General features: G+C 71.0%; 19 protein-coding genes and 1 pseudogene. 3 read left to right on the top strand and 17 right to left on the bottom strand.

Annotated elements, in window-relative coordinates; all coding sequences use genetic code 11:
- Window positions 1-195: 195 nt before the first annotated feature.
- Window positions 196-1,785, bottom strand: a complete 1,590-nt coding sequence (locus I004_RS0110155; RefSeq protein ID WP_028435393.1) for an NsdA family TPR-like regulatory protein — start codon at window positions 1,783-1,785, stop codon at window positions 196-198.
- 280 nt (window positions 1,786-2,065) lie between these two features.
- Between I004_RS0110155 and I004_RS0110150 the strand changes: the two genes are divergently transcribed.
- On the top strand, window positions 2,066-2,761 hold the full coding sequence (locus tag I004_RS0110150; protein WP_028435392.1) for a bifunctional DNA primase/polymerase: 696 nt from the start codon (window positions 2,066-2,068) through the stop codon (window positions 2,759-2,761).
- A gap of 102 nt (window positions 2,762-2,863) precedes the next feature.
- Here I004_RS0110150 and ftsY read toward each other — a convergent pair whose 3' ends face one another.
- The 5 genes and pseudogenes from ftsY to I004_RS0110125 all read right to left on the bottom strand — a co-directional run bounded on the left by ftsY (window position 2,864) and on the right by I004_RS0110125 (window position 10,531).
- A complete protein-coding gene (ftsY, locus tag I004_RS0110145) occupies window positions 2,864-4,069 on the bottom strand; it encodes a signal recognition particle-docking protein FtsY (protein ID WP_028435391.1) in 1,206 nt (401 codons plus the stop codon).
- Between the two features lie 117 nt (window positions 4,070-4,186).
- Window positions 4,187-5,611, bottom strand: a pseudogene (locus I004_RS33235) (sugar porter family MFS transporter).
- Window positions 5,612-5,855: 244 nt separating this feature from the next.
- The gene (gene smc, locus I004_RS0110135; RefSeq protein ID WP_028435390.1) at window positions 5,856-9,434 is read right to left on the bottom strand and encodes a chromosome segregation protein SMC; all 3,579 of its coding nucleotides are present in this window, start codon (window positions 9,432-9,434) and stop codon (window positions 5,856-5,858) included.
- Between the two features lie 256 nt (window positions 9,435-9,690).
- Complete coding sequence (locus tag I004_RS0110130; protein ID WP_028435389.1) at window positions 9,691-9,903, bottom strand: hypothetical protein; 213 nt, start codon at window positions 9,901-9,903, stop codon at window positions 9,691-9,693.
- Window positions 9,904-10,207: 304 nt separating this feature from the next.
- Window positions 10,208-10,531, bottom strand: a complete 324-nt coding sequence (locus I004_RS0110125) for an acylphosphatase (protein WP_051344899.1) — start codon at window positions 10,529-10,531, stop codon at window positions 10,208-10,210.
- A 286-nt stretch (window positions 10,532-10,817) separates the two neighbouring features.
- On the opposite strand from I004_RS0110125, the gene I004_RS0110120 reads away from it, so the two are divergent.
- Window positions 10,818-11,630 carry a CAP domain-containing protein gene (locus I004_RS0110120; RefSeq protein ID WP_037975641.1) on the top strand — a complete coding sequence of 271 codons (813 nt, stop codon included), beginning with the start codon at window positions 10,818-10,820 and terminating at the stop codon, window positions 11,628-11,630.
- A gap of 135 nt (window positions 11,631-11,765) precedes the next feature.
- Here I004_RS0110120 and I004_RS0110115 read toward each other — a convergent pair whose 3' ends face one another.
- The 10 genes from I004_RS0110115 to I004_RS0110070 all read right to left on the bottom strand — a co-directional run bounded on the left by I004_RS0110115 (window position 11,766) and on the right by I004_RS0110070 (window position 22,447).
- Window positions 11,766-12,191: a VOC family protein gene (locus I004_RS0110115; RefSeq protein ID WP_028435386.1), complete on the bottom strand. Its 426-nt coding sequence runs from the start codon at window positions 12,189-12,191 to the stop codon at window positions 11,766-11,768.
- A gap of 61 nt (window positions 12,192-12,252) precedes the next feature.
- Window positions 12,253-13,161, bottom strand: a complete 909-nt coding sequence (mutM, locus tag I004_RS0110110) for a bifunctional DNA-formamidopyrimidine glycosylase/DNA-(apurinic or apyrimidinic site) lyase (RefSeq protein ID WP_028435385.1) — start codon at window positions 13,159-13,161, stop codon at window positions 12,253-12,255.
- A gap of 87 nt (window positions 13,162-13,248) precedes the next feature.
- Complete coding sequence (rnc, locus tag I004_RS0110105) at window positions 13,249-14,064, bottom strand: ribonuclease III (protein WP_028435384.1); 816 nt, start codon at window positions 14,062-14,064, stop codon at window positions 13,249-13,251.
- A gap of 19 nt (window positions 14,065-14,083) precedes the next feature.
- Window positions 14,084-14,257 carry a 50S ribosomal protein L32 gene (gene rpmF, locus I004_RS0110100; RefSeq protein WP_028433405.1) on the bottom strand — a complete coding sequence of 58 codons (174 nt, stop codon included), beginning with the start codon at window positions 14,255-14,257 and terminating at the stop codon, window positions 14,084-14,086.
- 2 nt (window positions 14,258-14,259) lie between these two features.
- A complete protein-coding gene (locus I004_RS0110095; RefSeq protein ID WP_051344897.1) occupies window positions 14,260-14,814 on the bottom strand; it encodes a DUF177 domain-containing protein in 555 nt (184 codons plus the stop codon).
- A gap of 203 nt (window positions 14,815-15,017) precedes the next feature.
- Window positions 15,018-16,136, bottom strand: coding sequence for a hypothetical protein (locus I004_RS0110090; protein ID WP_028435382.1), 1,119 nt, complete (start codon window positions 16,134-16,136; stop codon window positions 15,018-15,020).
- 70 nt (window positions 16,137-16,206) lie between these two features.
- A complete protein-coding gene (coaD, locus tag I004_RS0110085) occupies window positions 16,207-16,686 on the bottom strand; it encodes a pantetheine-phosphate adenylyltransferase (protein ID WP_028435381.1) in 480 nt (159 codons plus the stop codon).
- Between the two features lie 53 nt (window positions 16,687-16,739).
- On the bottom strand, window positions 16,740-17,342 hold the full coding sequence (rsmD, locus tag I004_RS0110080; RefSeq protein WP_028435380.1) for a 16S rRNA (guanine(966)-N(2))-methyltransferase RsmD: 603 nt from the start codon (window positions 17,340-17,342) through the stop codon (window positions 16,740-16,742).
- 111 nt (window positions 17,343-17,453) lie between these two features.
- Window positions 17,454-20,621 carry a helicase-related protein gene (locus I004_RS0110075; RefSeq protein ID WP_037975639.1) on the bottom strand — a complete coding sequence of 1,056 codons (3,168 nt, stop codon included), beginning with the start codon at window positions 20,619-20,621 and terminating at the stop codon, window positions 17,454-17,456.
- 116 nt (window positions 20,622-20,737) lie between these two features.
- Entirely contained in the window at window positions 20,738-22,447 is a 1,710-nt protein-coding gene (locus I004_RS0110070) for a DAK2 domain-containing protein (protein WP_028435378.1), read from the bottom strand.
- A gap of 409 nt (window positions 22,448-22,856) precedes the next feature.
- On the opposite strand from I004_RS0110070, the gene rpmB reads away from it, so the two are divergent.
- Window positions 22,857-23,042 (top strand): 50S ribosomal protein L28, encoded by a 186-nt coding sequence (gene rpmB / locus I004_RS0110065; protein WP_028435377.1) that lies wholly within the window; start codon window positions 22,857-22,859, stop codon window positions 23,040-23,042.
- A 176-nt stretch (window positions 23,043-23,218) separates the two neighbouring features.
- On the opposite strand, the gene thiD is transcribed toward rpmB, so the two are convergent.
- Complete coding sequence (gene thiD / locus I004_RS0110060; protein ID WP_028435376.1) at window positions 23,219-24,058, bottom strand: bifunctional hydroxymethylpyrimidine kinase/phosphomethylpyrimidine kinase; 840 nt, start codon at window positions 24,056-24,058, stop codon at window positions 23,219-23,221.
- Window positions 24,059-24,096 lie beyond the last annotated feature (38 nt).

Genomic DNA, 24,096 nt, shown 5'->3' with positions numbered 1-24,096 from the left:
AGCCCTGTCTGGTGCCCGGGTGCTGTCGCGGCCGGCTGTCATGGGTCGGACGGATCAACTCGCCCGCAGGTTCCACAAGTTCACCGATCCGCGATTCCGCGGACCGGCGCGGATCCGGGTCGGTCCGGATCCGCTGCCGGATGTGGTGCCCGGTGCCGTGCGGGGCCGCGCTTCAGGCAGCGGACGCCCGCCGGGTCATCCCGCCACTGCGCCCGCCTCGGTGTCGGGCAGCTCCTCGGCCAGCCGCTGACCGAGCCGCACGACCTCCGCCACCCCCCCGAAGTCACGCGCAGCCCATGCCGCGGTCCGGCGCAGTCGGTTGTTCACGCGCTCGGAACGCAGCCTCCGGGCCACGTCGATCGCCTCGCCGGCGCGGAAGGCGCAGTGCTCCGGCTCCTTCTGCAGCAGATGCACGCTCGCCATGCCCAGGAGGTTCAGCGCGTACGAACGGCGGTGGCCGCCGCCCTCCGTCTCCTCCGCCTCGCGCCTGAACAGCTCCACGGCCCGCTCCATCGCAGGCCGCGCCATCGACGCGTAGGTCGGGCTGCGTCCCGACGAGTAGGCCAGGTCGCGGTAGGAGTGCGCGGTCTCCGCGTTCAGCTCGGCCTCCGAGAAGAAGCGGATCCAGTCCGGGTCGCCGTCAGCGGCCTCCGCGTCCTCGAAGGTGTCCTCGGCCATGCGCACCGCCCGACGGCACTTCCCCGGCTGGCCCATGTTCGCGTACGCACGGGCCTCCATCGCGTGCAGCATCGCCTGTGTGCGGGCTGTCGCCCCTTCCCGGCTGCCGTACTGCGCGAGGTGGATGAGCTCCAACGCGTCGTCGGGGCGCCCCAGATGGATCATCTGCCGGCCCATCTTGCTCAGCACGTACGAGCCCAGTGGCCGGTCGCCCGCCTCCTTCGCGGCGTGCAGCGCGAGGACAAAGTACTTCTGCGCGGTGGGCTGGAGGCCTACGTCGTAGCTCATCCACCCCGCCAGCGCGGCGAGTTCGGCCGTCACCCGGAAGAGGCGTCGGCCGACCGGCTCCGTGTGCTTCTCCTGCAACAGGTCCGTGACCTCGTGCAGCTGGCCGACGACGGCCTTGCGCCGGAGGCCGCCCCCGCACTGCGCGTCCCACTGCCGGAACATGACGGTGGTGTGCTCCAGAAGCTCTATCTCCGGCATCGACAGCTTCTCGGCACGCCGCGCCCCGTCGCCCTTCAGGGTCAAAGGCAGGACCTCACCGCCACCGCTTCCGGATGCCGACGACGCCGCCCCGCTGCCGTGCGGGGAGGCCCTGGCAGCGGGGACGGCGCCGTCGGCACCCGCGACCGGCATCGCCGGGCTCGGTACCAGCCAGCGCTGCATCGGCTCGATCAGCGAAGGGCCTGCGGCGACCGACAGTGACGTCCCGAGGAACCCGCGCCGGCCCAGCATCAGATCGCTGCGCGTGAACTCGTTGATCATCGAGACGGTCTGCGGCCCGGCCCACGGCAGATCCACGCCGGAGGCCGCCGGGGACTGACGAGTGGGGCGCAGCCCGAGGTCCTCGACCGCCACGACGCAGCCGAAGCGCTCGGAGAACAGCTCGGAGAGGATGCGGGGGATCGGCTCGCGCGGCTGCTCGCCGTCCAGCCAGCGGCGTACGCGCGAGGTGTCGGTGCTGATGTGGTGCGCACCCAGCTGCCGGGCCCGTCGGTTGACCTGGCGCGCGAGCTCGCCCTTCGACCAGCCACTGCGCTGGAACCACGAACTCAGCTGCTTGTTGGGGAGCTTGTCGCCCTCACCAACAGGTAATGCCCCCATCAGGCCCCTCACCGCCCCCACGACACCATGCCTCCGGCATACCCACGAGGCGAAGCTACGCCGTCCGTGTGTACTGAAAGTAACCTCCCGATCACCCACGGGGCGAGGCCGTTTGCACAATCGCCACCATTCGCCACCCCTTCGAATGAACCCCTCCGCTGCCACACACGATTCACTTGACACATGACCCGGCCGATAAGGGGCGGAGCGGTGCGCAGTGACCCGTCACTGTGCGCAGAGGGCTCGTAACCATCGGCAGGCAGGACCCGTTGGAGGGAGCATGGGCTTCACGATCGGCGCCATCGGCGGTCTGGGCGGCATCCGCGACTTTCATCAACTGCGCCCCGGTGGGCGGCGGCGCCACCGCGCGTGCGCGGCCACGACCGTGGCGGAGTACACGGGTCTGCTGGGATGGTCCGTGGTCCCCGGTGCCCGCGCGGCACGTGCCGCCGGGGGGCGCACCGAGTGTTCATGCGGTGCCGCCGTCTGCCCGGCTCCCGGGGCGCATCCGCTCGACGCGTCACTGGAGGTGCCCGCGGGGGCGACCCTCGACGAGGCCGGCGAGGCGTGGGCGCAGTGTCCGGGCGCCGCGCTGCTGCTGCCGACGGGCCGGCACTTCGACGTGATCGAGGTCGGTGAGTCCGCCGGCCGCCACGCGCTCGTACGGCTGGAGCGGATGGGCCTGCCGCTGGGCCCCGTGGCACTCGCGCCGCACAGGCGCATGTGGTTCTTCGTCGCTCCCGGCGCCGCCGCCGAACTGCCCGAACTGCTCTACCGGATGGGGTGGGACGACGCCCCGCTCGACCTGCGCGGTCTCGGCGAGGGCGAGTACGTGACGGCACCGCCCTCCGACCTCGGCGGCCTCGGCCCCGTGCGCTGGCTGCGCCGGCCGGCACTGGAGGAGGCGGGCCGTCCGCCTCAGGCCCGGCTGCTGCTGGGCACTCTCGCCTACGTCTGCAACCGCTCGGCGGTCTGACCGCAGTTCTCGCGCAGGCGGCACGAGCGCGCCCCGCCCCATCTGCACCGTGGGGCGGGGCGCTCCGCTGTGCGGGCCCTCGGCATCGCTAGCGGGGCCGGTTCACTCCCCGCCGATCAACGCGTCGACGAAGGCCTCCGGTTCGAAGGGCGCCAGGTCGTCCGCGCCCTCGCCGAGCCCGATCAGCTTGACGGGCACGCCCAGTTCGCGCTGGACCGCGATGACGATGCCGCCCTTGGCGGTGCCGTCCAGCTTGGTGAGCACGATGCCCGTGATGTCCACGACCTCGGCGAAGACCCTGGCCTGCACGAGCCCGTTCTGGCCCGTGGTGGCGTCGAGCACGAGCAGCACCTCGTCGACGGGGCCCTGCTTCTCCACGACGCGCTTGACCTTGCCCAGCTCGTCCATCAGTCCGGTCTTGGTGTGGAGCCGGCCCGCCGTGTCGATGAGCACCGCCTCCGCGCCGGCCTCGGTGCCCTCCTTGACCGCGTCGAAGGCGACGGACGCCGGGTCGCCGGCCTCCGGGCCGCGCACGGTGCGCGCACCGACCCGCTTCCCCCACGTCTCGAGCTGGTCGGCGGCGGCGGCGCGGAAGGTGTCGGCCGCGCCGAGCACCACGGACTTGCCGTCGGCCACGAGTACGCGCGCGAGCTTCCCGGTGGTGGTCGTCTTACCGGTGCCGTTCACGCCGACGACCAGCACGACACCCGGCCGGTCGACCGCTCCGCGCGTCTCGGTGTGGACGGTGCGGTCCAGATCGGGGCCCACCAGCGTGAGGAGTTCGTCGCGGAGCAGGCCGCGCAGCTCCTCGGGGGTGCGGGTGCCGAGAATCCGCACACGCTCGCGGAGACGCTCGACCAGTTCCTGCGTGGGCGCGACTCCGACGTCGGCCGTCAGCAGCGTGTCCTCGATCTCCTCCCAGGTCGCATCGTCGAGATGCTCCCGTGAGAGCAGCGTGAGGAGCCCCTTGCCGATGGAGTTCTGCGAACGGGAGAGCCGGGAGCGCAGCCGCACGAGGCGTCCGGCCGTCGGCTCCGGTGTCTCGATCGCGGGCTCGGCGGGTGCCGGGGCGACGGGCGCCTCGGCCTCGGCCGGCAGGCCGACCTCCTCGATCGTTCTGCGCGGCGCTTCGGCGGTGCCCGTGGCCTCGTCGCCGACGTGCGGCTCGGCGGGTGCGGTGGCTGTGGCCTGCGACTCGGCGGGCTTCTCGGCGGTGGCGGCCTTCTTCTTCCGGCCGCTGACGACGAGCCCGCTGATCGCGACCAGCGCGACCACGGCGATGACTGCAACAAGGATGACGATTTCCATAGCCCGTCCAGTATCCGCCACCGTCAACAGTGCACCTGCACGGCATCGCGCACGCCGCCGCCCCGGTGTCGGACCGGGGCGGCGGCAGTGCAGAGGAGAGCGGGCGGCGGGGTTCGGTTAGCCCATCTCCTCCAACGCCTTGCCCTTCGGCTCCGGCACCCACTTGAGCAGGAACGGGATCGAGAGCAGGGCGAAGACCGTGTAGATCACGTACGTGCCGGACAGGTTCCACTCCGACAGGCTGGGGAAGCTCGCGGTGATGACCCAGTTGGCGATCCACTGGGCCGCCGCGGCGACGCCGAGACCGGCGGCACGGATCTTGTTCGGGAAGATCTCCCCGAGCAGCACCCACACGACGACGCCCCAGGAGAGCGCGAAGAAGAGCGTGAAGGTGTGCGCACCGACGAGTGCGACGGTGCCCTGGGTGTCAGGCAGCGAGACGTTCTCACCAGAGCCGCGCACGGCCGAGAAGGCCCAGGCCACGAGCGCCAGCGAGACCGTCATGCCGACCGAGCCGATGAAGCCGAGGGGCTTCCGGCCGATCTTGTCGACCAGCAGCATCGCGATGACGGTGCCGACGATGTTCACGATCGAGGTCGTGAAGGAGTAGAAGAACGAGCTCTCGGGGTTGATCCCGACGGACTGCCACAGCGTCGACGAGTAGTAGAAGACCACGTTGATGCCGACGAGTTACTGGAAGACCGACAGCCCGATGCCCACCCAGACGATCGGCAGGAAGCCGAACCGGCCGCCGAGCAGGTCCTTGAACGTCGACTTGTGCTCGCTGCGCATGCCGTGCTCGATCTCGGCGAGGCGCGCGTCGATGCGGTCGTGCTCGCCCTCGACGCTGCTGAGCACCTCGCGTGCCCGGGTCTGCCGCCCGATGGAGATCAGGTAGCGCGGCGACTCGGGGATGACGAAGGAGAGCAGGAAGTAGGCCACCGACGGGATCACCATGATGCCGAGCATCCACTGCCACGCCTCCAGACCCGCCAGCTTCCCTCGCTGGTCACCGTCCGCGAGCGTGAGGATCGCGAAGTTGACCAGCTGGGAGACGGCGATGCCGGTGACGATCGCGGCCTGCTGGAAGGACGCGAGACGTCCGCGGTACTCCGGCGGGGAGACCTCGGCGATGTAGGCGGGACCGATCACGGAGGCCATGCCGATGGCGACCCCGCCGAGCACACGCCACAGCGCGAGGTCCCAGAGCGCGAAGGGCAGCGCCGACCCGATGGCACTGACGGTGAAGATCACAGCGGCGATCTGCATGACCCTGATCCGGCCTATGCGGTCCGCGATGCGTCCGGCGAGCGCCGCGCCTATCGCGCTGCCGATGAGCGCTGCGGCGATGACCTGGGCAAGCATGGCGGAGCCGGCTTCGAATCTGCCGCGTACCGCCTCGACGGCCCCGTTGATCACGGAGCTGTCGTAGCCGAAGAGGAAACCGCCCATGGCGGCAGCTGCTGCGATGAAGACGACACGTCCGAGCGGGGCGGTCTGGCCGCCTGCCGCCGGTGGCGCCGACTGTGGGGTGCTCGTCAAGATCTCTCCTGCGTGCCCGGCGTGGGGCCGGGTTCGGGACGTTGTCGCCTCCGGGGCCGGCACGCAGACTGCACGCGCCACCACTTGAAGGTAAAAGTGACGTTGCAGAGACTATGACTTTAAGTTTCGAAGTCAATAGGTCCAGTCTGATCGAATCGACGGTACGCCATTCACGTCGATGTTCAAGATGTGAAGAGAGGGTGCACAGGAACGCGTTGTGGCACCGGACGAGCCTGACCGAGGCTCAACTCAGCCGCTGACTGATGACCTTGGTCACGCCGTCGCCCTGCATGGAAACGCCGTAGAGCGCGTCGGCGACCTCCATCGTGCGCTTCTGGTGCGTGATGACGATGAGCTGCGAGCTGCCCTTGAGCTCCTCGATGAGGCCGATCAGCCGCTGGAGGTTGGTGTCGTCCAGCGCAGCCTCCACCTCGTCCATGACGTAGAAGGGGCTGGGCCTCGCCTTGAAGATCGAAACCAGCAGCGCCACGGCCGTCAGCGACCGCTCGCCGCCCGAGAGCAGCGACAGCCGCTTGACCTTCTTGCCGGGCGGCCGTGCCTCGACGTCGACGCCGGTGGTGAGCATGTTGTCCGGGTCGGTCAGCACCAGGCGGCCCTCGCCGCCGGGGAAGAGCCTCGAGAAGACGCCCTCGAACTCCCGGGCCGTGTCGTAGTACGCCTCGGTGAAGACCTGTTCGACGCGCTCGTCGACCTCCTTCACCACCTGAAGCAGGTCCGTACGCGTCTTCTTCAGGTCCTCGAGCTGCTCGCTCAGGAACTGGTGCCGCTCCTCCAGCGCCGCGTACTCCTCCAGCGCCAGGGGGTTGATCTTCCCCAGCTTCTGGTAGGCGCGTTCCGCGACTTTCAGCCGCTTCTCCTGCTCCGCCCGCACGAAGGGCACCGGCTTGTTGCGGGGGTGCTCCGGGTCCTCGGGGAGCACCTCGCCCTCCGCGGGCGGCGACGGCGGTACGAGCTGATCCGGGCCGTAGTCACTGGTCAGCCCGGCGGGTTCGACGCCGAGCTCCTCCAGCGCCTTGGTCTCGAGCTGTTCCACCCGCATCCGCTTCTCGGCGCCCAGCACCTCGCCGCGGTGCATCGAGTCGGTCAGCTTGTCCAGCTCGTCCTTGAGTTCACGGCCCGCGTTGCGCTCCGTCGCCAGCGCGCGCTCACGCTCGCTCTTGGCCTGGCCGGCCGACTCACGCTCCTCCGCCGCCCGGCTCAGGGACGCCTCGACGTGTGCCAGCAGCTGCCGGGCCCCGGAGGCCACCGCCCCGGCGACTTCGGCCTCGTGCCGCATCCGTGCCCGGCGCTGCTCGGCACGGACCCGGGCCTCACGCTCCGCGCGCGCCGCACGGTCGAGTGAATCCGCCCGCCCCGCCAGGGACTTGACGCGCTCCTCGTGCGTGCGGACCTGGAGCCGCGCCTCCATCTCGGTCTGCCGGGCGTTGGCGCCGTCCGCGGAGAGCCGGTCCCGCAGGGAGGTGTCGGGCTCCACGTCCTCGCCCTGCTCCGCCTCCTCGGCGACGGCCAGCCGCTCCGCAAGCTCCTCGGCCTCCTCGTTGGCCCGTACGAGCGCGGCCTCGGCCTTCGCGACGGCCGTGGCGGTGCGCTCCGCCTCTCCGGCCGCGCCGCGTGCCTGACCGCCCAGCGTCCCGAGCCGTCCGGCGATCTGCGACTTCTCCCTGTCGGCAGCACTGCGCCGCGATCCCAGCTCTTCGACGAGTGCCGCACACTCCCGGCGCCGTGCCTTGGCACGCTCCTGCTCCTCGCTCAGCTCGCTGTGCCGGGACGCCATCTCCTCCAGCGCCGCCGCGGCCTCGTCGACGGCGGCCTGGGCCTCGAGAAGGCTGGGGGCACCGGCGGAGCCGCCGTGGGCGAAGTGGGCGCCGAGGACGTCGCCTTCGGCCGTCACGGCAACCGTGCCGGGCTGCTCGGCAACCGTCTGCTCAGCGTCCTCCAGCGTCCGTACGACCACCATGTCCCGCAGCAGCCTGTGCACTGCCGGCATCAGCTCGGCGGGAGCCCGTACCAGCTGCGCGGCAGGGGTCGGTCCGCCCTCGCGCTGCACGGCGGGCTCCGGCACCGCACCGGCGGCGGAGGCGGACGCTGAGCCCAGCAGCAGCGCCGCCCGGCCCGCGTCGTGCTTGCGCAGCAGCCGCAGCGCGTCGGCGGCGGTGGAGGTGTCGGCGACGGCAACCGCGTCGGCCGCGGCTCCCAGGGCCGCGGCGATGGGCACCTCGAACCCGGGTGTGACGCTGAGCAGTTCGGCCGCAGGACCCAGGAGCCCGCTCAGCGCGTCCGTGGCGGACAGCAGAGCACCGGTGCCGTCCTTGCGGCGCAGTCCGAGCGCGAGGGCGTCGTGCCGGGCGGAGGTGGCGGCACGTTCCCGTTCGACGGTCGTGACGGCGTCGCGGGCCGCGGAGAGCGCCGCTTCCGCATCCGCGAGTTCACGCTTGGCGGCCTCGTGCTGGTCGGCCAGCTCGGTGTCGCCGGCGTCGAGCCCGTCGACCTCGGCCTGGAGGCTCTCGTACTCCTCCTGCGCGGCGGCGGCGCGCTCCTGCGCCTCGTCCCGTGCGGTCGTCAGCCGGTCGATCTCGGACTGCGCCGAGGAGGCCCGGCTGCGGGCCGCGTTGACCTGACCGTGCAGCCTCGCGAGGCCCTCGCGACGGTCGGCGATGGCGCGGGCCGCGTCCTTGAGGCGGCGCTCCTCCTCGTGGAGCTGCCGCTCCAGCTCGGCCCGGTGCGAGACGGTGTCGTCCAGCGCCCGTTCGGCCGCCTCCAGCGCGGCCTCCAGTTCCGCTTCCTGCTCACGGATGCGGGTCGCTTCCCGCTCCATGTCCTCCGGGTCCCGGCCACGCCGCTCCTCGACGGGCTCGGCCTCGGCGTGCTGGACGCGCTGGTCGGCGAGGCCAATGGTGCCGCGCACCCGCTCGGCGAGCTGTGAGAGCTCGTACCAGGTCTGCTGGGCACGCTCCAGACGCGGCGTCAGCATCCGTACCTGCTGCTCCAGCTCGGCCTCGCGGCGCAGTGCGTCCTTCAGCCGCGCCTCGACAGCGTCCTTGCGCTCCTTGAGTGCGGCCTCGTCGGCGATCTCGGATCTGAGTGCTTCCTTGAGGGTCACGAGGTCGTCCGCGAGCAGCCGCAGCCTGGCGTCACGCAGATCGGCCTGGATGACCTGCGCCTTGCGGGCGACCGCGGCCTGCCGGCCGAGCGGCTTGAGCTGGCGCCGCAGCTCGTCGGTCAGGTCCTGCACACGGGCGAGGTTCGCCTGCATCGCGTCCAGCTTCCGCAGCGCCTTCTCCTTGCGCTTGCGGTGCTTGAGGACTCCCGCCGCCTCCTCGATGAAGGCCCGCCGGCCGGTGGGGTCGGCGTGCAGGACGCCGTCGAGCTGGCCCTGGCCCACGATGACGTGCATCTCCCGGCCGATGCCGGAGTCGGACAACAGCTCCTGGATGTCCAGCAGCCGGCAGGTGTCCCCGTTGATCTGGTACTCGCTGCCACCGTTGCGGAACATGATCCGCGTGATGGTGACCTCGGCGTAGTCGATGGGCAGCGCGCCGTCGGCGTTGTTGATGGTGAGGGACACCTCGGCGCGGCCGAGCGGGGGCCGCCCGGTCGTACCGGCGAAGATGACGTCCTCCATCTTGCCGCCGCGCAACGACTTGGCGCCCTGCTCCCCCATCACCCACGACAGGGCGTCCACGACATTGGACTTGCCGGAGCCGTTGGGACCTACGACGCAGGTGATGCCGGGCTCGAAACGCAGCGTCGTGGCGGAGGCGAAGGACTTGAATCCCCGCAGTGTCAGGCTCTTGAGGTGCACGCCGTCGGACTCTAGTCCACTTGGCGCCCGTACCTGTCCGGGACCGGCACGGAGGGCGACGAAGTCCCGCCGTTGCTTTCGGTTTCACCATGTGAGGCGTGGGGCACATCAGTCGGTAAGCGCAGCGCCCAACAGCCCACGGCACACGATGTGGTGGAGGCAGAGCCACCCGGAAACAACGAAGGGACGCCGAAGCGTCCCTCGCGTGATTTCATGAGCGGCAGGCTGCACGCCGGCCTGGCCCGGAGCGGTCGAGTCAGGTCAGCGCAGGCTCTGCCTGGTGTACGTCGATGTCGATGCCTTCGAGCATCGAGTCCTGATGCCGTGCGGCAGCCGACAGAGCGTCGTTCTCGGCCTGCATCCGTACGAGTTCGGATTCCAGGTCCTGGACACGCTGCTGCAGCCGTCGCATCTCGGCGAGGACTCGGGGGTCGGAGCCGCCGACGTAACCGAGAAGCGCCTTTGCCATGATGGATGGTCCTCCACACTGAGTGACCAACCCGAGTGGTGGTTGGTCGTGAGGGAAAAAATCGCGCCCGCTGTACCACTTCTGAACTTATTTTTCCGGAGCAAGCAGTCCGGTTGCGGGGGACTTCAAGCTTCTCACCAAAAGGTTTGACGGTCAACACGATCACGCCCCGCGGCCCTGGGCGGCCCTGGCTCGACGGCGCTCATGCGCCGGAGGCGGCGGCCCGCGGGGGGCGTGAAGATCACTCTCAACCACTCGTTGCGGAAGCCTTGCATGGTCAGGCGCGAATGGCAACCGCTTTGGATCATCGAATGGCGAAGCCGGAGTAGCCGCCGCGCGGCCGGTCCCAGATCTCCGTGACGCCGTCGACCTGCCCGGGCGTGTCGCCGGAACGCAGCCACTCCAGAAGCTGCTCGCACTCGGGCCGCCCTCCCTCGGCGACGGCCTGGACACGCCCGTCGCCGAGGTTGGCCACGAAGCCCTCGAGACCTCCGATGCGAAGAGCGGCCGCACGCGTGAACCACCGGAAGCCGACCCCTTGGACCCGGCCGCGTACCCAAGCCGTCATGCGGACCTTGGCTACTGACGGGTCATAGTTGTCATCCGGCTTCGTATTACCCGAAGTCATGGCTGCAAGCTATCCGGACATTTCCTCGGTCGGCACATGCGCCCCGTCTGTCATGCCGTAAAGTCCCGCCCAACGAGCTTCACCCGATCAGATGAGGCTTCGAAAGCCGAACACGTGAGGACTTACTGAGATGGGCCGTCACAGACGTGTATCCCACGCTCCCGAGCCCCTCGTCACATACGACATGGGACCTCGGCAGCGCTCCTCGCACCGTAGGCCGGCCCCCCCGGTTGCGCAGCGGGGCGGGTTCTCGGCACGGGCCGGGATTCTGGGAGCGTCAGCGGCGATGGCAATGGGTGCGGTGGCCGTCGCCTCCACAGTGCTTCCCAGCCCGGGAGGCGCCGCTGGTACGCAGTACAGCGATGTGCAGGCGGGCGGTCCTCCCGACCAGTCGTCGAAGCCCAACGTGCCCGCGCCCGAAGGCGGTTCGACGGACCCGGGCGGCGACGGCGGCGCGGAGGGCGGCAACGTACCTCCGGACACCTCCCAGCCCGGCGGCGGAAACCAGGACCCGGGTCAGAACCAGCCGGGCGAGCCCGGAGCCGGCAACGGCCAGGGCGGGGGCGAGACGGGCGGCGGTGCCGGCAGCGGCGACGGCGGTTCGCCCGGGAACGGCCAGAGCAACGGCAACGGCGGCTCCAAGGGGAACGGCGGAGGCAAGGGCAACGGCAACGGCGGGGGTTCCAGCGACTCCGGCGGTTCGTCGGACACCCTGAGTCCGACCGAGAAGGACGAGGCCGCCGTTCTGGCGCTGGTCAACGACGAGCGCGAGGACGAGGGCTGCAAGCCGCTCAAGGCCGACGAGAAACTCGGGGAACTGGCCGGGGACTTCAGCCGGAGCATGGCTATCGAGGGCTTCTTCAGCCACCTCGGCGCCGACGGCTCGAGCCCCTGGGACCGCGCCGAGGACCTCGGCATCCTGGACCTCGGCGGCGAGAACATCGCCCGCGGTCAGGAGAGCCCCGAGGACGTGGTGGACGACTGGATGCGCAGCCCCTCCCACCGGGCGAACATCCTCAACTGCGAATACCGCACGATGGGCGTCGGCGAGTACGTGGACGAAGACGGCCCCTGGTGGACGCAGGACTTCGGGTACTGAGAACAACGCAGGTCAGAGCCCCGATATGGCCCATGGGCCGTGTCGGGGCTCTGCCTTTGCCTGCCGGAATCCTTGCGGGTCGGAGTCCTCGCCGATCGGGGCGCCTGCATACGCAGCCGAGCCCCGGGACGCTGTTCAGAAGACCGGCTGGCCGATGCCCAGCAGGTTCCCCTCGCTGTCTCGGAACCATGCGCCGCGCTCGCCCCGCGCGCCCTTGCTCGGGTAGTTCCCGTCGATCTCGGCGATGCCGTCCCTCGTCCGGAATCCAGGGGCGTCGACCTCCTCGAACACCACGCCGCGCCCCTTGAGTTCGGCCACGGCCGCCTCGATGTCGTCGACCTCGAGCGCCATCTGGGTGAAGGTGCCCGGAGCGGCTCCCGTCGAGCGGAACAGAACGAACTCCGCGCCTCCGAGCCGGTACAACAGCCCGCCGGGCCGTTCGTCGGCGGGCTCCAGACCGAGCCGCTCGGAGTAGAAACGCCGCGCACGGTCGAGGTCCTGGGCCGGAAGCCTGGTCGCCACGCGTCCCCGGGCGAGGAGGTTTCTGTCGTCTGCGTTCATGCCTCCACCCGTACCCGGACGAGCCGGACCGCTTCCGGAGGCGGTGACAGTACGTGTCCGGTTACCGAGGCACGATCCGGCCCGGCGGTGGCACGGAGACCGTGCGTCGCGGGCGCGGCGGGGGCTGGCATCTGGGGCAGTAGTAGCTGGAGCGGTTCATCCAGGGGCGGCGGCGTATGGAGGTGCCGCAGCGCCGGCAGGGTTCGTCCTCGCGCCCGTAGGCGTCCAGCGAGCGCTCGAAGTAGCCGGACTCCCCGTTGACGTTGACGTAGAGGCTGTCGAAGCTCGTACCGCCGGCGGCGAGCGCCGCGTTCATGACGTCGCGGACGTGCCCCAGGAGCTCCGAGGTGCGGGGACGGGTCAGCGACGCGGTCGGCCGTTCGTAGTGGAGCCTGGCCCGCCACAGCGCCTCGTCGGCGTAGATGTTGCCCACCCCGCTGATCAGCGACTGGTCGAGCAGGGCCCGTTTGATCGTCGTACGGCGGCGGCGCAGCGCCATGTGGAAGGCATGCTCGTCGAAGAGCGGGTCGAGCGGGTCACGTGCGATGTGCGCGATCACGTCGGGCAGCGCTCCGGAGTCCGGGACGACGGACTCCGGATGCAGGGACAGGCCGCCGAAGGTCCGCTGGTCGACGAAGCGCAGCTCGCCCGCCTCGGGGTCCTCGAAGGTGATGCGGATGCGCAGGTGCTTCTCGTCCGGTGCGTCGGCGGGCTGGATGAGGAGCTGCCCGCTCATGCCGAGGTGGGCCAGCACGCAGACACCCGGGTCGAGGGGCAGCCACAGATACTTGCCGCGGCGCCGCGCGGGCCCGAAGCGGTGGCCGCGCAGCCTGGCCGCGAAGTCCTCGGCGCCGGCCACGTGCCGCCGTACGGCGCGGGGATGGAGCACCTCGGCGCCCGTGATCGTCCGGCCGCTCGCCCAGCGCTCCAGACCGCGGCGCACCACTTCGACCTCGGGCAGCTCGGGCACGCTTCTCCTCACATGGAACAGGGACCTCGCGGGGGGGCGGCCGGAGCCGTGGAGCCCGCGAGCCGGGCCGAGAGCGGCCCGGCTCCCTCAGACGCCCTGGGACGGGGCCTTGGAGCCGGAGGACGACGAGCCGTCGCCCCCCGTGGCCTCGCGGATCGCCCGCCAGGCCGTCTCCGCCGCCTGCTGTTCCGCTTCCTTCTTGCTGCGGCCGGTGCCGGTGCCGTACGCGACACCACCGACGCGGGCGGCAGCCGTGAAGATCTTCTCGTGATCGGGGCCGGTCTCCGTGACCAGGTATTCCGGAACGCCCAGGCCCTCGGCCGCGGTGAGCTCCTGGAGGCTGGTCTTCCAGTCCAGGCCGGCGCCGAGGTTCGAGGACTGCTCGATCAGCGGGTCGAAGAGCCGGTGGATCAGCTCACCGGCCGCGTCCAGGCCCTTGTCCAGGTAGACCGCGCCTATCACGGCCTCCAGGGTGTCGGCCAGGATCGAGGCCTTGTCGCGGCCGCCCGTGCCCTCCTCGCCCCGGCCGAGCCGGATGAAGGCGCCCAGGTCCAGCCCCCGGGCCACCTTGGCCAGGGCGCGGGAGTTGACCACGGCGGCGCGCAGCTTCGCGAGCTGGCCCTCCGGGAGGTCGGGGTGCAACCGGTAGAGAGTGTCGGTGACGACCAGGCCGAGGACGGAGTCGCCGAGGAATTCGAGGCGCTCGTTGGTCGGCAGTCCGCCGTTCTCGTACGCGTACGAGCGGTGGGTCAGCGCACGCACCAGAAGGGCGGGCTCGAGCTGGTACTCGAGCCGCCCTTCCAGAATCGCGTGGGACGAGGCCTCATCCACCAGATCCGCCGCTGCCGCCCGGTGGGTTCCGCCGCGGCGGTCAGCGCTTCCATGGGTCGGAGCGTCTGACATGGAGCCTGTCACCAGCCGATCAGACCTCGAGGACCTGTCGCTTGTTGTAGGTGCCGCAGTTCGGGCACGCGATGTGCTGCTGCTTGGGCTCCTGGCAGCGCTCGCACTTCACCAGGGTGGGGACCGCAGCCTTCCACTGCGACCGGCGGTGGCGCGTGTTGCTGCGCGACATCTTCCGCTTCGGAACAGCCACGGCTACTTCTCCTGTGAGTCATCCCCGGCTTGGCGGGGCGCGTCCTTCTCGCCGTCCTTAATGGTTTCGGCGAGTCCCTGCAATGCCGCCCAACGGATGTCGACGGCGTCTTCGTGATCGTGCTCCGGGTCGTCCGCCAGACGTGTGCCGCACGTGGCGCACAGCCCGGGGCAGTCTTCCCTGCACACCGGCTGCAACGGCAGTGAGAGCACCACCGCGTCCCGCAGCACGGGCTCGAGGTCGAAATAGTCGCCCTCGATGGAGAAGGTCTCCTCCTCCTCGGCGTCGTCGCCGGCGTCCGCGCTGGGGCGGCTCCGGTCGTCGGCGTCGGGGTAGGAGAACAACTCCTGGAAATCCGCTTCGCATTCCTGCTCAAGCGGCTCCAGACACCTTACGCACTCCCCCTTGAGCGGTGCACGGGCGGTGCCCGTGACGAGCACCCCCTCCATGACCGACTCCAGACGGAGATCGAGCTCGATCGCCACGTCGTCCGGCACCCCGATGACCTCTACTCCGAGGCCGCCGGGAGACTTCACCGTGCGGGACAGCTGCTTCATCGCGCCTGGCCGACGCCCCAGCTCCCGTGTGTCGAACACGAGGGGGGCTCGGGGGTCGAGGCGGGCGTTCAGGGCTTCCTGCTTTCTACGGTGTGGCACCGCCCGGGCGTTGACTCCGGACAGCAGTCATCGCCATGTGCGCGTGACCGAAGAGCCAGGATACTGGACCGTCCCGCCGCGGCCCAATCGAGTCCCGGCAGGTATCAGCCACCCTGGCCGTAGCCGTGGCCGTGGCCGTGACGGGCCTCGTACTCGCGGACCTGGTCCAGGTCGATCATGCTCGTGTCGAAGAGGCTGGTCTCGTCGAGCTGGGGCTGCCCGCCGTGCATGTCCTGGTGGGCCTGCGGGTGGCCGGGATAGGGCTGGTTCTGGTTCTGCTGGAGCGGGGACTGCTGCGCGTAGTACGGATCCGGCTGCTGCCCGTAGTAGGCGTATTGCTGCTGCTGGTAGCCGTATGCGTCCTGACCCCCGTAGTACGCCTCGTGCTGCTGCGCCGCGTACGGATCGGCGGCGGCGACGGGCTCGTAGCCGGGCGGCAGAGGCGCGGTGGGGACCTGCGGCGGGGCGGTGGGTGCGGCCGCGGGCTGGTTCTCGCCGAGCGCGGCCAGATCGGCCATGTAGTCGGCGTCGCTGGTGTGCACGCCCTGCCCGGCGGCGTCCTGTGCGGCCATGTGGGCACCGAGTTCGTCCGCCGGGCGGTGACCCAGCAGCTTGGTGCGGCCCCTGCCGACCGCCTGCAGCGTCTTGGACAGGACCGCCGAGACCGAACCGAGCCTGGCGTCCACGTAGTTGTCCGCCCGCTCCCTCAACTCCTGGGGGTCGGTGGTGCGTTCCGGGGCGTCCTCGGCGTACTCCTCGTTCCACTCCTCCGAACCCGGTCCGCTGCCGAGCAGCTTCTCGCGGCCGCGCTCGACGGAGCCGATGGTCTTGCTCAGCACGACCTCGAAGTTGGCGAGTTTGCTGTCGACGTAGTCGTCCGCCTCGGCACGGATCTCCGCGGCCTCCTGCCGGGCCTGGGCGAGGACCTGTTCCGCCTCGGCCTGCGCCTGGCGGACCACCTCGGTGCCGGAGACCAGTGAGCCGCGCTCGGCGTGCCCGGATTCGATGATCCGCTGGGCCTCGGCCTGGGCTTCGGCGACCATCTGCTCGCGGCCGCCGAGCAGTTGCTCGGCCTGTGCGAGCGAGCCGGGCAGCGCCTGGCGCACTTCTTCGAGCATGGCGAGCAGTTCGGCCCGGTTCACCACGCAGGAGGCCGACATGGGCATCGCGCGAGCGCTGTCCACCGCCGTCACGATCTCGTCGAGTTTCTGCTGAACGTCCACGGAAGCGACTGTACGGCCACTGGCACTGAAGTAGACAGCCGATGCCGGTACTCGGCCCTCTCCGACGCGCTCAGGGCTTGGCGAGACGCTCCGCCAGGGCGCGCTGGACCGGCTCGGGCACCAGGTTGGAGACGTCGCCGCCCCAGGTGGCGACCTCCTTGACCAGGCTGGAGGAGAGGAAGCTGTAGGTGGGGTTGGTCGGCACGAAGAGCGTCTCGACGCCGGACAGGCCGTTGTTCATCTGGGCCATCTGCAGCTCGTAGTCGAAGTCCGAAACCGCGCGGAGTCCCTTGACGATGGCGGGGATGTCGCGGTCCTTGCAGAAGTCGACGAGCAGTCCGTGGAAGGCCTCCACGCGCACATTGCCGAAGCCTTCGGTCACCTCGTGGATGAGATCGATGCGCTCGTCGACGGAGAACAGGCCCTGCTTGGACTTGTTGATCATCACGGCCACGTAGACCGAGTCGTAGAGCTTGGAGGCGCGGCCGATGATGTCGAGGTGTCCGTTGGTGATGGGGTCGAAGGATCCCGGACAGACTGCGCGACGCACTGGTGGTTCCTCGCTCTCCGGACGAAGGGGGGTCTGTGGGCTGTCCGCGGAGTTCATGGTGTGGGGGTGTCTCCGCTTGCGGCGGCGCGACCGTACCAGAGCGTTCCTTCGCCGTAACGCCTGGACCGGAGGCCCTCGAAGCCCCCGGGCCAGCGGAATTGGCCGCCACGCGTACTGCGCTCCACGGTGACGAGCGCGTCGTCTGCCAGCCAGAGCCCGGAGCGGAGTGTGAGCAGAATCTCGCGCACGCTCTCGTCGGTCACGGCGTACGGGGGGTCGAGGAAGACCACGTCGTACCGGTCGTCGGGCGGCGCTCCGGCGAGTGCCGCTGCGGCCTTGGCATGGCGCACCTCGGCGCCGGGCAGGCCCAGCGCGCGTACGTTCTGCCGGATCGTGCGGGCCGCGCGGGCGTCCGACTCGACGAGCAGCACGTGAGCGGCGCCGCGTGAGAGCGCCTCCAGGCCGACCGCGCCGGAACCGCCGTACAGGTCGAGCACGCGCCTTCCGTGCCATGCACCGGCGCCCGAGCCGCCCAACTGGGCCTCCCAGCTGGAGAACATGCCCTCGCGCGCACGGTCGGACGTGGGGCGGGTGCCCTGGCCCGGCGGCACGGTCAGCCGGCGGCCGCCGACGGCTCCTGCGATCACGCGGGTCATGGTGCGGGTGTCCTTCGTTCTCTCGTGCGGCCGGAGCCGGCCCGGTCCCGGCCGTCGGAACCGAGGATCCCACGGCGGCGGCGCACGCGCCTGCCTCGGGGCGGCGGCCGGTCATCCCTTGTCCAGGTAGTCCTCGCGCTCCTCGTCCAGCAGGGCCGCCAGCGCCGTGCGCAGCTCCGGCAGCCGCTCCAGCTCCGGATCCTCCGCGACGACGGCGGTCGCGGCCTGCCGCGCGGCCTCGATGATCTCCTCGTCCTCGATGACGGCGAGCATCCGCAGCGAGGTGCGCACACCCGACTGCGCCTGCCCGAGCACATCGCCCTCGCGGCGTTGCTCCAGGTCGACGCGGGAGAGCTCGAAGCCGTCCTGCGTCGAGGCGACGGCGTCCAGACGTGCGCGGGCGGGGCCCGTCTCCGGCGCCTCCGTGACCAGCAGGCACAGGCCGGCGGCGGAACCACGGCCGACGCGGCCGCGCAGCTGGTGGAGCTGGGAGACGCCGAAGCGGTCGGCGTCCATGATCACCATGACGGTGGCGTTCGGTACGTCCACGCCGACCTCGATGACGGTCGTCGCCACGAGGACGTCGATGTCGCCCTGGGCGAAGCGGCGCATCACCTCGTCCTTGACGTCGGGCTGCATCCGTCCGTGCAGGGCCTCCACGCGGAGCCCGGCCAGGGGGCCCTCGCGCAGCTGGGCCACGGTGTCGAGCACGGACAGCGGCGGACGCCTGCCCTCCTCCTCGCCGTCCGCGCCCGTCTCCCCCGCCTGGCCGACTTCCTCGGCCGCGTCGGCGTCCGTCGCGGCCTTCTTCTTCCCGGCCTTGGCGCCCGGCTTCCCCGTCTCCTCGTCGTCGCCGATGCGCGGGCAGACCACGTACGTCTGGTGTCCGGCCTCGGTCTCCTCCCGTACGCGCTCCCACGTACGGGCCAGGAAATGGGGCTTGTCCCTGGCGGGCACGACATGGCTGGCGATGGGTGAGCGGCCGGCCGGGAGCTGGTTCAGCACGGAGGTCTCCAGATCGCCGAAGACGGTCATGGCAACGGTGCGCGGGATGGGTGTCGCCGTCATCACCAGCAGATGCGGAGGGTGAACTCCCTTGGAGCGCAAGGCGTCCCGCTGTTCCACGCCGAAGCGGTGCTGCTCGTCGACGACGACGAGACCCAGGTCGTGGAAGCGGACCTTGTCCTCGATCAGGGCGTGCGTGCCGATGACGATTCCGGCTTCGCCGGTTGCCAGATCGAGCAGGGCCTGGCGGCGGGCGGCAGCGCCCATGGAGCCGGTGAGCAGCACGACCTTCGTGGCGCTGTCCGCGCCGCCGAGCATGCCGCCCTCGGCGAGTTCGCCCATCATCCCGGTCACCGAGCGGTGGTGCTGCTGTGCGAGTACCTCGGTGGGGGCCAGCAGCGCGGCCTGGCCGCCGCTGTCGACGACGGTCAGCATCGCCCTGGTGGCCACCATCGTGTTGTGCGTGACCGTGAAGTTGTCGGTGACGTAGGCCCTGTCGGGGTGGCGCACGCTGATGCACTGGACCTGCTTGCGGCCGACGCGCTCGGCCGCGCGTACGGAGCGGCGCAGCGACTCGGGTGCGCTCCCCCGCGCGATGCCGCCCGTCTCCAGGGGGGTCTCCCGGGCGTCCAGGGCCTCCGAGCCGAACGGGCTGTGCTCCGGCAGGAGCAGCAGTGTGACGGCCGAGTCCGCGGCACCGGCTTCGGCCTCGTGAGGCGGCCTCTCCGGTCTGATGCGCGCGTGTCCGCCGAGCGACCGCGCCAGCCACGCGACGTCCTCGACGAGCGCCCGGGAGCGGGAGCGGAGGACGACGGCGTCGTGGTCCCCGTCCGCGGCGGGCCCGCCGTCCCGGCCGTCGGCTCCCGCGTCGAGGATCCCCTGGAGCAGCGCGAGCCTGTTCTTGAGCGAGTCCTCCATGCATGTGCGGGGGACGGGGCCCCCGCCGCAGGGACGTCCCAGTTCCCTGCCCGTCGCGTACGGGTCCTCCGTGCCCTGGGCAGGGGCGCCCAGGTCCACCGGCACCGCCTGCGGCAGATACCACTTCGGCGAGCCCGCGGGCGACATCAGGTCGTTCCTGATCTCCCGCGTGGTCAGCACCTGAGGACGCTCGGCCCGCGCCCACGCCCCGGCGGTGCCAACGAGCCACAGATGCTCGTCGTCGCACTCCACGGTGCTTCCGTCGGAGAGCGTCAACCGCCATACGTCGCGCTCCCCTTGGGGAAAGACGCCGTCCACGGGCGCCGGCTCGCCCGAGGGTGTGATCACCTCGTCGCCGACCCCGATCTCCCGCATCTCGCGGAACCCGCCTGGCGTGAGGACGAGCGCGTCCAGAGGCTGCGCCTTGCCGGAGCCGACCTCGCCCTGGAGGAGACGGTGCATGGGGTGTTCGGCGGCGAGGTCGTCGAAGACCTCGCGGCTGACGTGCTGCTGCCCGTCGGTGAGGGTGAAAGGCAGCTTGGCGTCGAAGGAGTCCAGCAGACCGCCCTCGACGGGAACGCGTGCCACGGCGGGCAGTTGGGCCTCAGCGACCCTGCGGCGCGCGAGGGCGACCTGGAGGATGAACGCCTCGTCCCACTTCAGCCTGTCGCGGGCCGCGGCGACGTCCGCCTTCGTACGCGGCCGGTGCACCTTCTCGAACGCATCGGGCAGCGCGATCAGCCGCCGGTCCTCGCGGATGGCGGACGGCAGCGGGTCGACGAGGCCGTCCCAGCCCGTGGCCTGCATGGAGCCGAGCACCGTGCCGACGCACTTGGCGATCTTCCAGGACGCCAACTGCGCGACGGCGGGATAGATCGGCATCAGCCTGTTGGCGAACGCGTCGACGTCCTCGTCGCCGCTTCCGGCCCCGAGCTTCTCGTACTGCGGATGTGCCAGCTGGAGACGTCCGTTGAAGACGCCGACCTTGCCGGCGAACATCGCCCGCGTGCCCGGCTGCAGGTCCTTCTGCGGCTGATAGATGCCGCGCCCGAAGAAGACCAGCTGCAACTGGCCGCTGCCGTCGGTGAGAACGATCTCGAGCCGCTGCCCCCTGCCGCGGTTGAAGGAGTGCACCGTGGACTTGGCGACCTGCGCCACGACTGTCACGTGCTCGTCCAGAGGAAGATCCGACAGCCGCGTCAGGTGACCGCGCTCCTCGTACCGCCGCGGATAGTGGTGGAGGAGGTCACCGACCGTGTTCAGGCCGAGGTGTTCGGCAAGGACCTTGGCGGTGCTGCCGCCCAGGTGCTTCTTCAGGGATTCGTCGAGCGCGGACACGCCCCCATTGCACACCATGACGCCGACAGGACCGGGGCAATGAGCGAGGCCGGGGTGGGGCAGGGTGCCGAACCGGCGGGTCGGGACGGACCCGCGTCGTCACGGCTGGTGGCCTGCGGCGCCGCCGGGGACACTCATTCGACGCCGATCAGCAGCAGCGAGGAGTGCTGCCGTCCCTCGTAGACCACCGTGTCGACGGCGAGGTGACCGCCGCGCACCTGCTCCTCCAGCCGGTCCGCCAGTCCTTGCGGGGCGTGCTCTCCGACGATCAGCGTGACCAACTCCCCGCCCGCCGCGAGCATCCGCTCCAGCACGTCCGCGGCCGCCTCGGCCACGTCGCTGCCGATCACGACGACGTCGTCCTCCACGAGGCCGAGCACGTCACCGGCCTCGCAGACGCCGGCCATCGTCCAGAACGGCCGGTCGGCGACGGTCACTTCGCCGTAGCGGGTCGCCCCGGCCGCGGTCGTCATGGCGACCACGTCGTCGTCGAAGCGGCGCTCCGGATCGTGGACGGCCAGCGCGGAGATGCCCTGCACGGCGGCCCGGGTGGGCACGACTGACACGCGCAGCTCCGGCGCCTCGGTCCGGGTCCCGTCCGCCGCGCGGGAGGCGGCGGCGTGCAGATCGATGTCGTTGGGCAGCAGCACGACCTCCGCCGCCCGGGTCGCGCGCACGGCCGCTGCCAAGGGCTCCCCGTCCGGGCTTCCCAACGCTTCCTTCGCCCGTACGACCGTCGCGCCGGCGTCCTCGCAGAGCCCGGCCAGCCCGTCCCCGTGTACGACGGCGACGACGGCGCGCCCGTGCGGGGCGGTGCCGCCGGAGTCGGTGTGCTCCGGGGCGCAGGGCTCGCCGGCCTCACCCGCGGTGAGATGAGTGATGCGGATGCGGTGCGGCCGTCCCGCGCCGACACCCGCCTCCACGGCCGCACCGGCGTCGTCGACGTGCACGTGCACGCTCCACAGCCCGTCCCCGCCGCCGACGACGAGCGAGTCGCCGAGACCGTCGAGACGTTCGCGCAGGGCGATCACCGCGGCATCGTCGGCGTCCAGGAGGTACATCACCTCGTACCCTCCACCGCCCCCGTCCGGCGGCACGGACGCGCCGGGTGAAGTGCCGCTTCCCGCCGCGGTGTTGGACCCGGTGTACGCGCGGCGCCTGCGCGGGGCGTCGCCCTGCTCCGGGTCCGCCAGGGCGTCGGCCAGCGCTCCGAGCACGGCGACCAGGCCGCTGCCGCCGGCGTCGACGACACCGGCGCGGCGCAGCACGTCGAGCTGCCCGGTGGTCTCCGACAGCGCCTCATGAGAGCGCTCGTGTGCGGCACGGGCCACGGCCTCGGCGTCGGCGTGCTGTTCAGCGGCGGTACGGGCCGCTGCGTCAGCCGCCGCCCGCGCGACGCTGAGCATCGTGCCCTCGACGGGATGGGCGACGGCCGCGTACGCGGAGTCCGCGGCGCGCGTCAGTGCCTCGGCCAACAGCCGCCCGGCGCCCGGGACTTCGCCCGGGTCGGCGGCCTTCGAGCCTTCGGCCGCGCCGGTGGCCCCGTACGTCTCCGCCATCCCGCGCAGCAGCTGGGCCAGGATCGTGCCGGAGTTGCCGCACGCACCGAGCAGCGCGCCACGGGACAGGGCGCGTAGCGCAGGGGCCGCCGGGTCGCTCGCGTCCCATTCGGCGTCCAGGGCCTGCGACGCGGCTTCCAGGGTCCGGCGCAGGTTGGTGCCGGTGTCGCCGTCCGCCACGGGGAAGACGTTGATGGCGTCGATCTCCTCGCAGGCTTCACCGACCGCCTCCAGTGCGAACGCGATCCATGCCCGTACCACCGTGGAGTCGAACGGCTGCGGCACGTGAGGACCTCCTCTGGAGTCCGGAGACGGCACGGTCTCCGTCAGCTGTGTTCCGGTCTGCTTCTCGTATGCCCCCGGTCCGCGGCGAACTGCTGCGCGCGACGATCCGCGTCGAGGGCCATGCGGTTTCCGAAGGCTAGATGAGAGCACCGGTGGGGTGCCGAACGGAACAGGCCCGCGGGCGAAGGGGCCCGGGAACGCTCGGCGGTCGGGGCGCCTGCTCGGGGACGATCGTGACCGGCGGGCAGGCCTCACGGGCTGGTTTCGCCGTTCATGAGCAGGCGTTGTATGCTGCTCCGGTTGCCTGATGAGTATCGGGCGTCATGACCTCCCTGGCAGTGCCGGTCGATCACTGTGCCTGCGTCGCCGGGATTTTCCGTACATGCATCTGAAGTCTTTGGAGTGACCCGTGGCTGCCAACTGCGATGTCTGCGGCAAGGGGCCGGGCTTCGGCAACAGCATCTCCCACTCGCACCGCCGCACACCGCGCCGCTGGAACCCGAACATCCAGCGCGTGCGTGCAGTGGTCAACGGGACGCCGAAGCGCCTCAACGCCTGCACCTCGTGCATCAAGGCCGGCAAGGTCTCGCGCTGACGCTCCCCCTGGGCCTGTAGGTATCCTCCCTCGCCGTCCGGCGCAGGGCAGGGCCCGGGTGGCGCTTTCAGCAGTGCGGCCACCTAGCCGGTTGCTTTCCGAAGCCGGTCCGTCGTGATGACGGACCGGCTTCTCGCTTTGTCGACGGACTCCGCCGTGCCGTGGGCCCGGTCCCGTCAGTTCCCGCGCAGCCGCCAGCCGTGGTCCACGGGCCCCAGACCCGCCCCGAGCGCGAATCCTGCCGCGATCGCACCCGTGACGTACTCCTTGGCCTCCCTCGCCGCCTCCGGCACGGACAGACCGCGTGCCAGGCCCGCCGCGAGGGCGCTGGCGAGGGTGCAGCCGGTGCCGTGGGTGTGGCGGTTGTCGTGGCGCGGCCCCCGCAGCCAGTGCTCCTCGTGGCCGTCGGTGAGCAGGTCGACGGCTTCGTCGCCGTGGCCGATGTCCGCGCCGTCACGGGCCAGGTGCCCGCCCTTGATCAGCGCCCAGCGCGGTCCGTACGAAAGCACGGCCGCGGCGGCTTCCCGCAGCCCCGCTTCGTCGTTGACGCGCACGCCCGTCAGCTGTGTGACCTCGTCGAGGTTGGGGGTGGCGACGGTCGCGGTCGGCAGGAGCTTGGTGCGAACGGAATCCAGCGCCTCCCGCGCGAGCAGCGAATCGCCGTGCTTGGAGACGCCGACGGGGTCGACGACGACCGGCTCCCCCACACCGGCCAGCAGACCGGCCACGGTCTCCACGAGTTCCGCCGAGGCGAGCATCCCGGTCTTCGCCGCCTGGATGCCGATGTCGTCCACGACGCTGCGGAACTGCGCTCGTACCGCCTCGGCCGGCAGTTCCCAGTAGCCCTGCACACCGACGGAGTTCTGCGCCGTCACGGCGGCGACGACGCTCATGCCGTGAGTGCCGAGCGCCAGCATCGTCTTGAGATCGGCCTGGATGCCCGCGCCGCCTCCCGAGTCGGAACCGGCGATGGTCAGCACTCGGGGCGGCGCGGGGTGCGCGGGTGTCGTCTCCATGCGCACAAACGTAACCGGGCCCCCGGATGTGCACGAGG

The sequence above is a fragment of the Streptomyces sp. TAA486 genome (assembly GCF_000426165.1).
The sequence above is the reverse complement of the archived record's forward strand: the minus strand, read 5'-3'. Positions and strand labels throughout refer to the sequence as shown.

Bases quoted from the DNA above. Each gene is read 5' to 3' on its own strand.
- ftsY (WP_028435391.1), bottom strand. From the start codon at position 4,069: ATGGAAATCGTCATCCTTGTTGCAGTCATCGCCGTGGTCGCGCTGGTC.
- I004_RS0110125 (WP_051344899.1), bottom strand. From the start codon at position 10,531: ATGACTTCGGGTAATACGAAGCCGGATGACAACTATGACCCGTCAGTA.
- thiD (WP_028435376.1), bottom strand. From the start codon at position 24,058: ATGGAGACGACACCCGCGCACCCCGCGCCGCCCCGAGTGCTGACCATC.
- rnc (WP_028435384.1), bottom strand. From the start codon at position 14,064: ATGTCAGACGCTCCGACCCATGGAAGCGCTGACCGCCGCGGCGGAACC.
- I004_RS0110075 (WP_037975639.1), bottom strand. From the start codon at position 20,621: ATGGTGTGCAATGGGGGCGTGTCCGCGCTCGACGAATCCCTGAAGAAG.
- I004_RS0110115 (WP_028435386.1), bottom strand. From the start codon at position 12,191: ATGAACGCAGACGACAGAAACCTCCTCGCCCGGGGACGCGTGGCGACC.
- I004_RS0110120 (WP_037975641.1), top strand. From the start codon at position 10,818: ATGGCAATGGGTGCGGTGGCCGTCGCCTCCACAGTGCTTCCCAGCCCG.
- I004_RS0110130 (WP_028435389.1), bottom strand. From the start codon at position 9,903: ATGGCAAAGGCGCTTCTCGGTTACGTCGGCGGCTCCGACCCCCGAGTC.
- I004_RS0110095 (WP_051344897.1), bottom strand. From the start codon at position 14,814: ATGAAGCAGCTGTCCCGCACGGTGAAGTCTCCCGGCGGCCTCGGAGTA.
- I004_RS0110155 (WP_028435393.1), bottom strand. From the start codon at position 1,785: ATGGGGGCATTACCTGTTGGTGAGGGCGACAAGCTCCCCAACAAGCAG.
- rsmD (WP_028435380.1), bottom strand. From the start codon at position 17,342: ATGACCCGCGTGATCGCAGGAGCCGTCGGCGGCCGCCGGCTGACCGTG.
- I004_RS0110150 (WP_028435392.1), top strand. From the start codon at position 2,066: ATGGGCTTCACGATCGGCGCCATCGGCGGTCTGGGCGGCATCCGCGAC.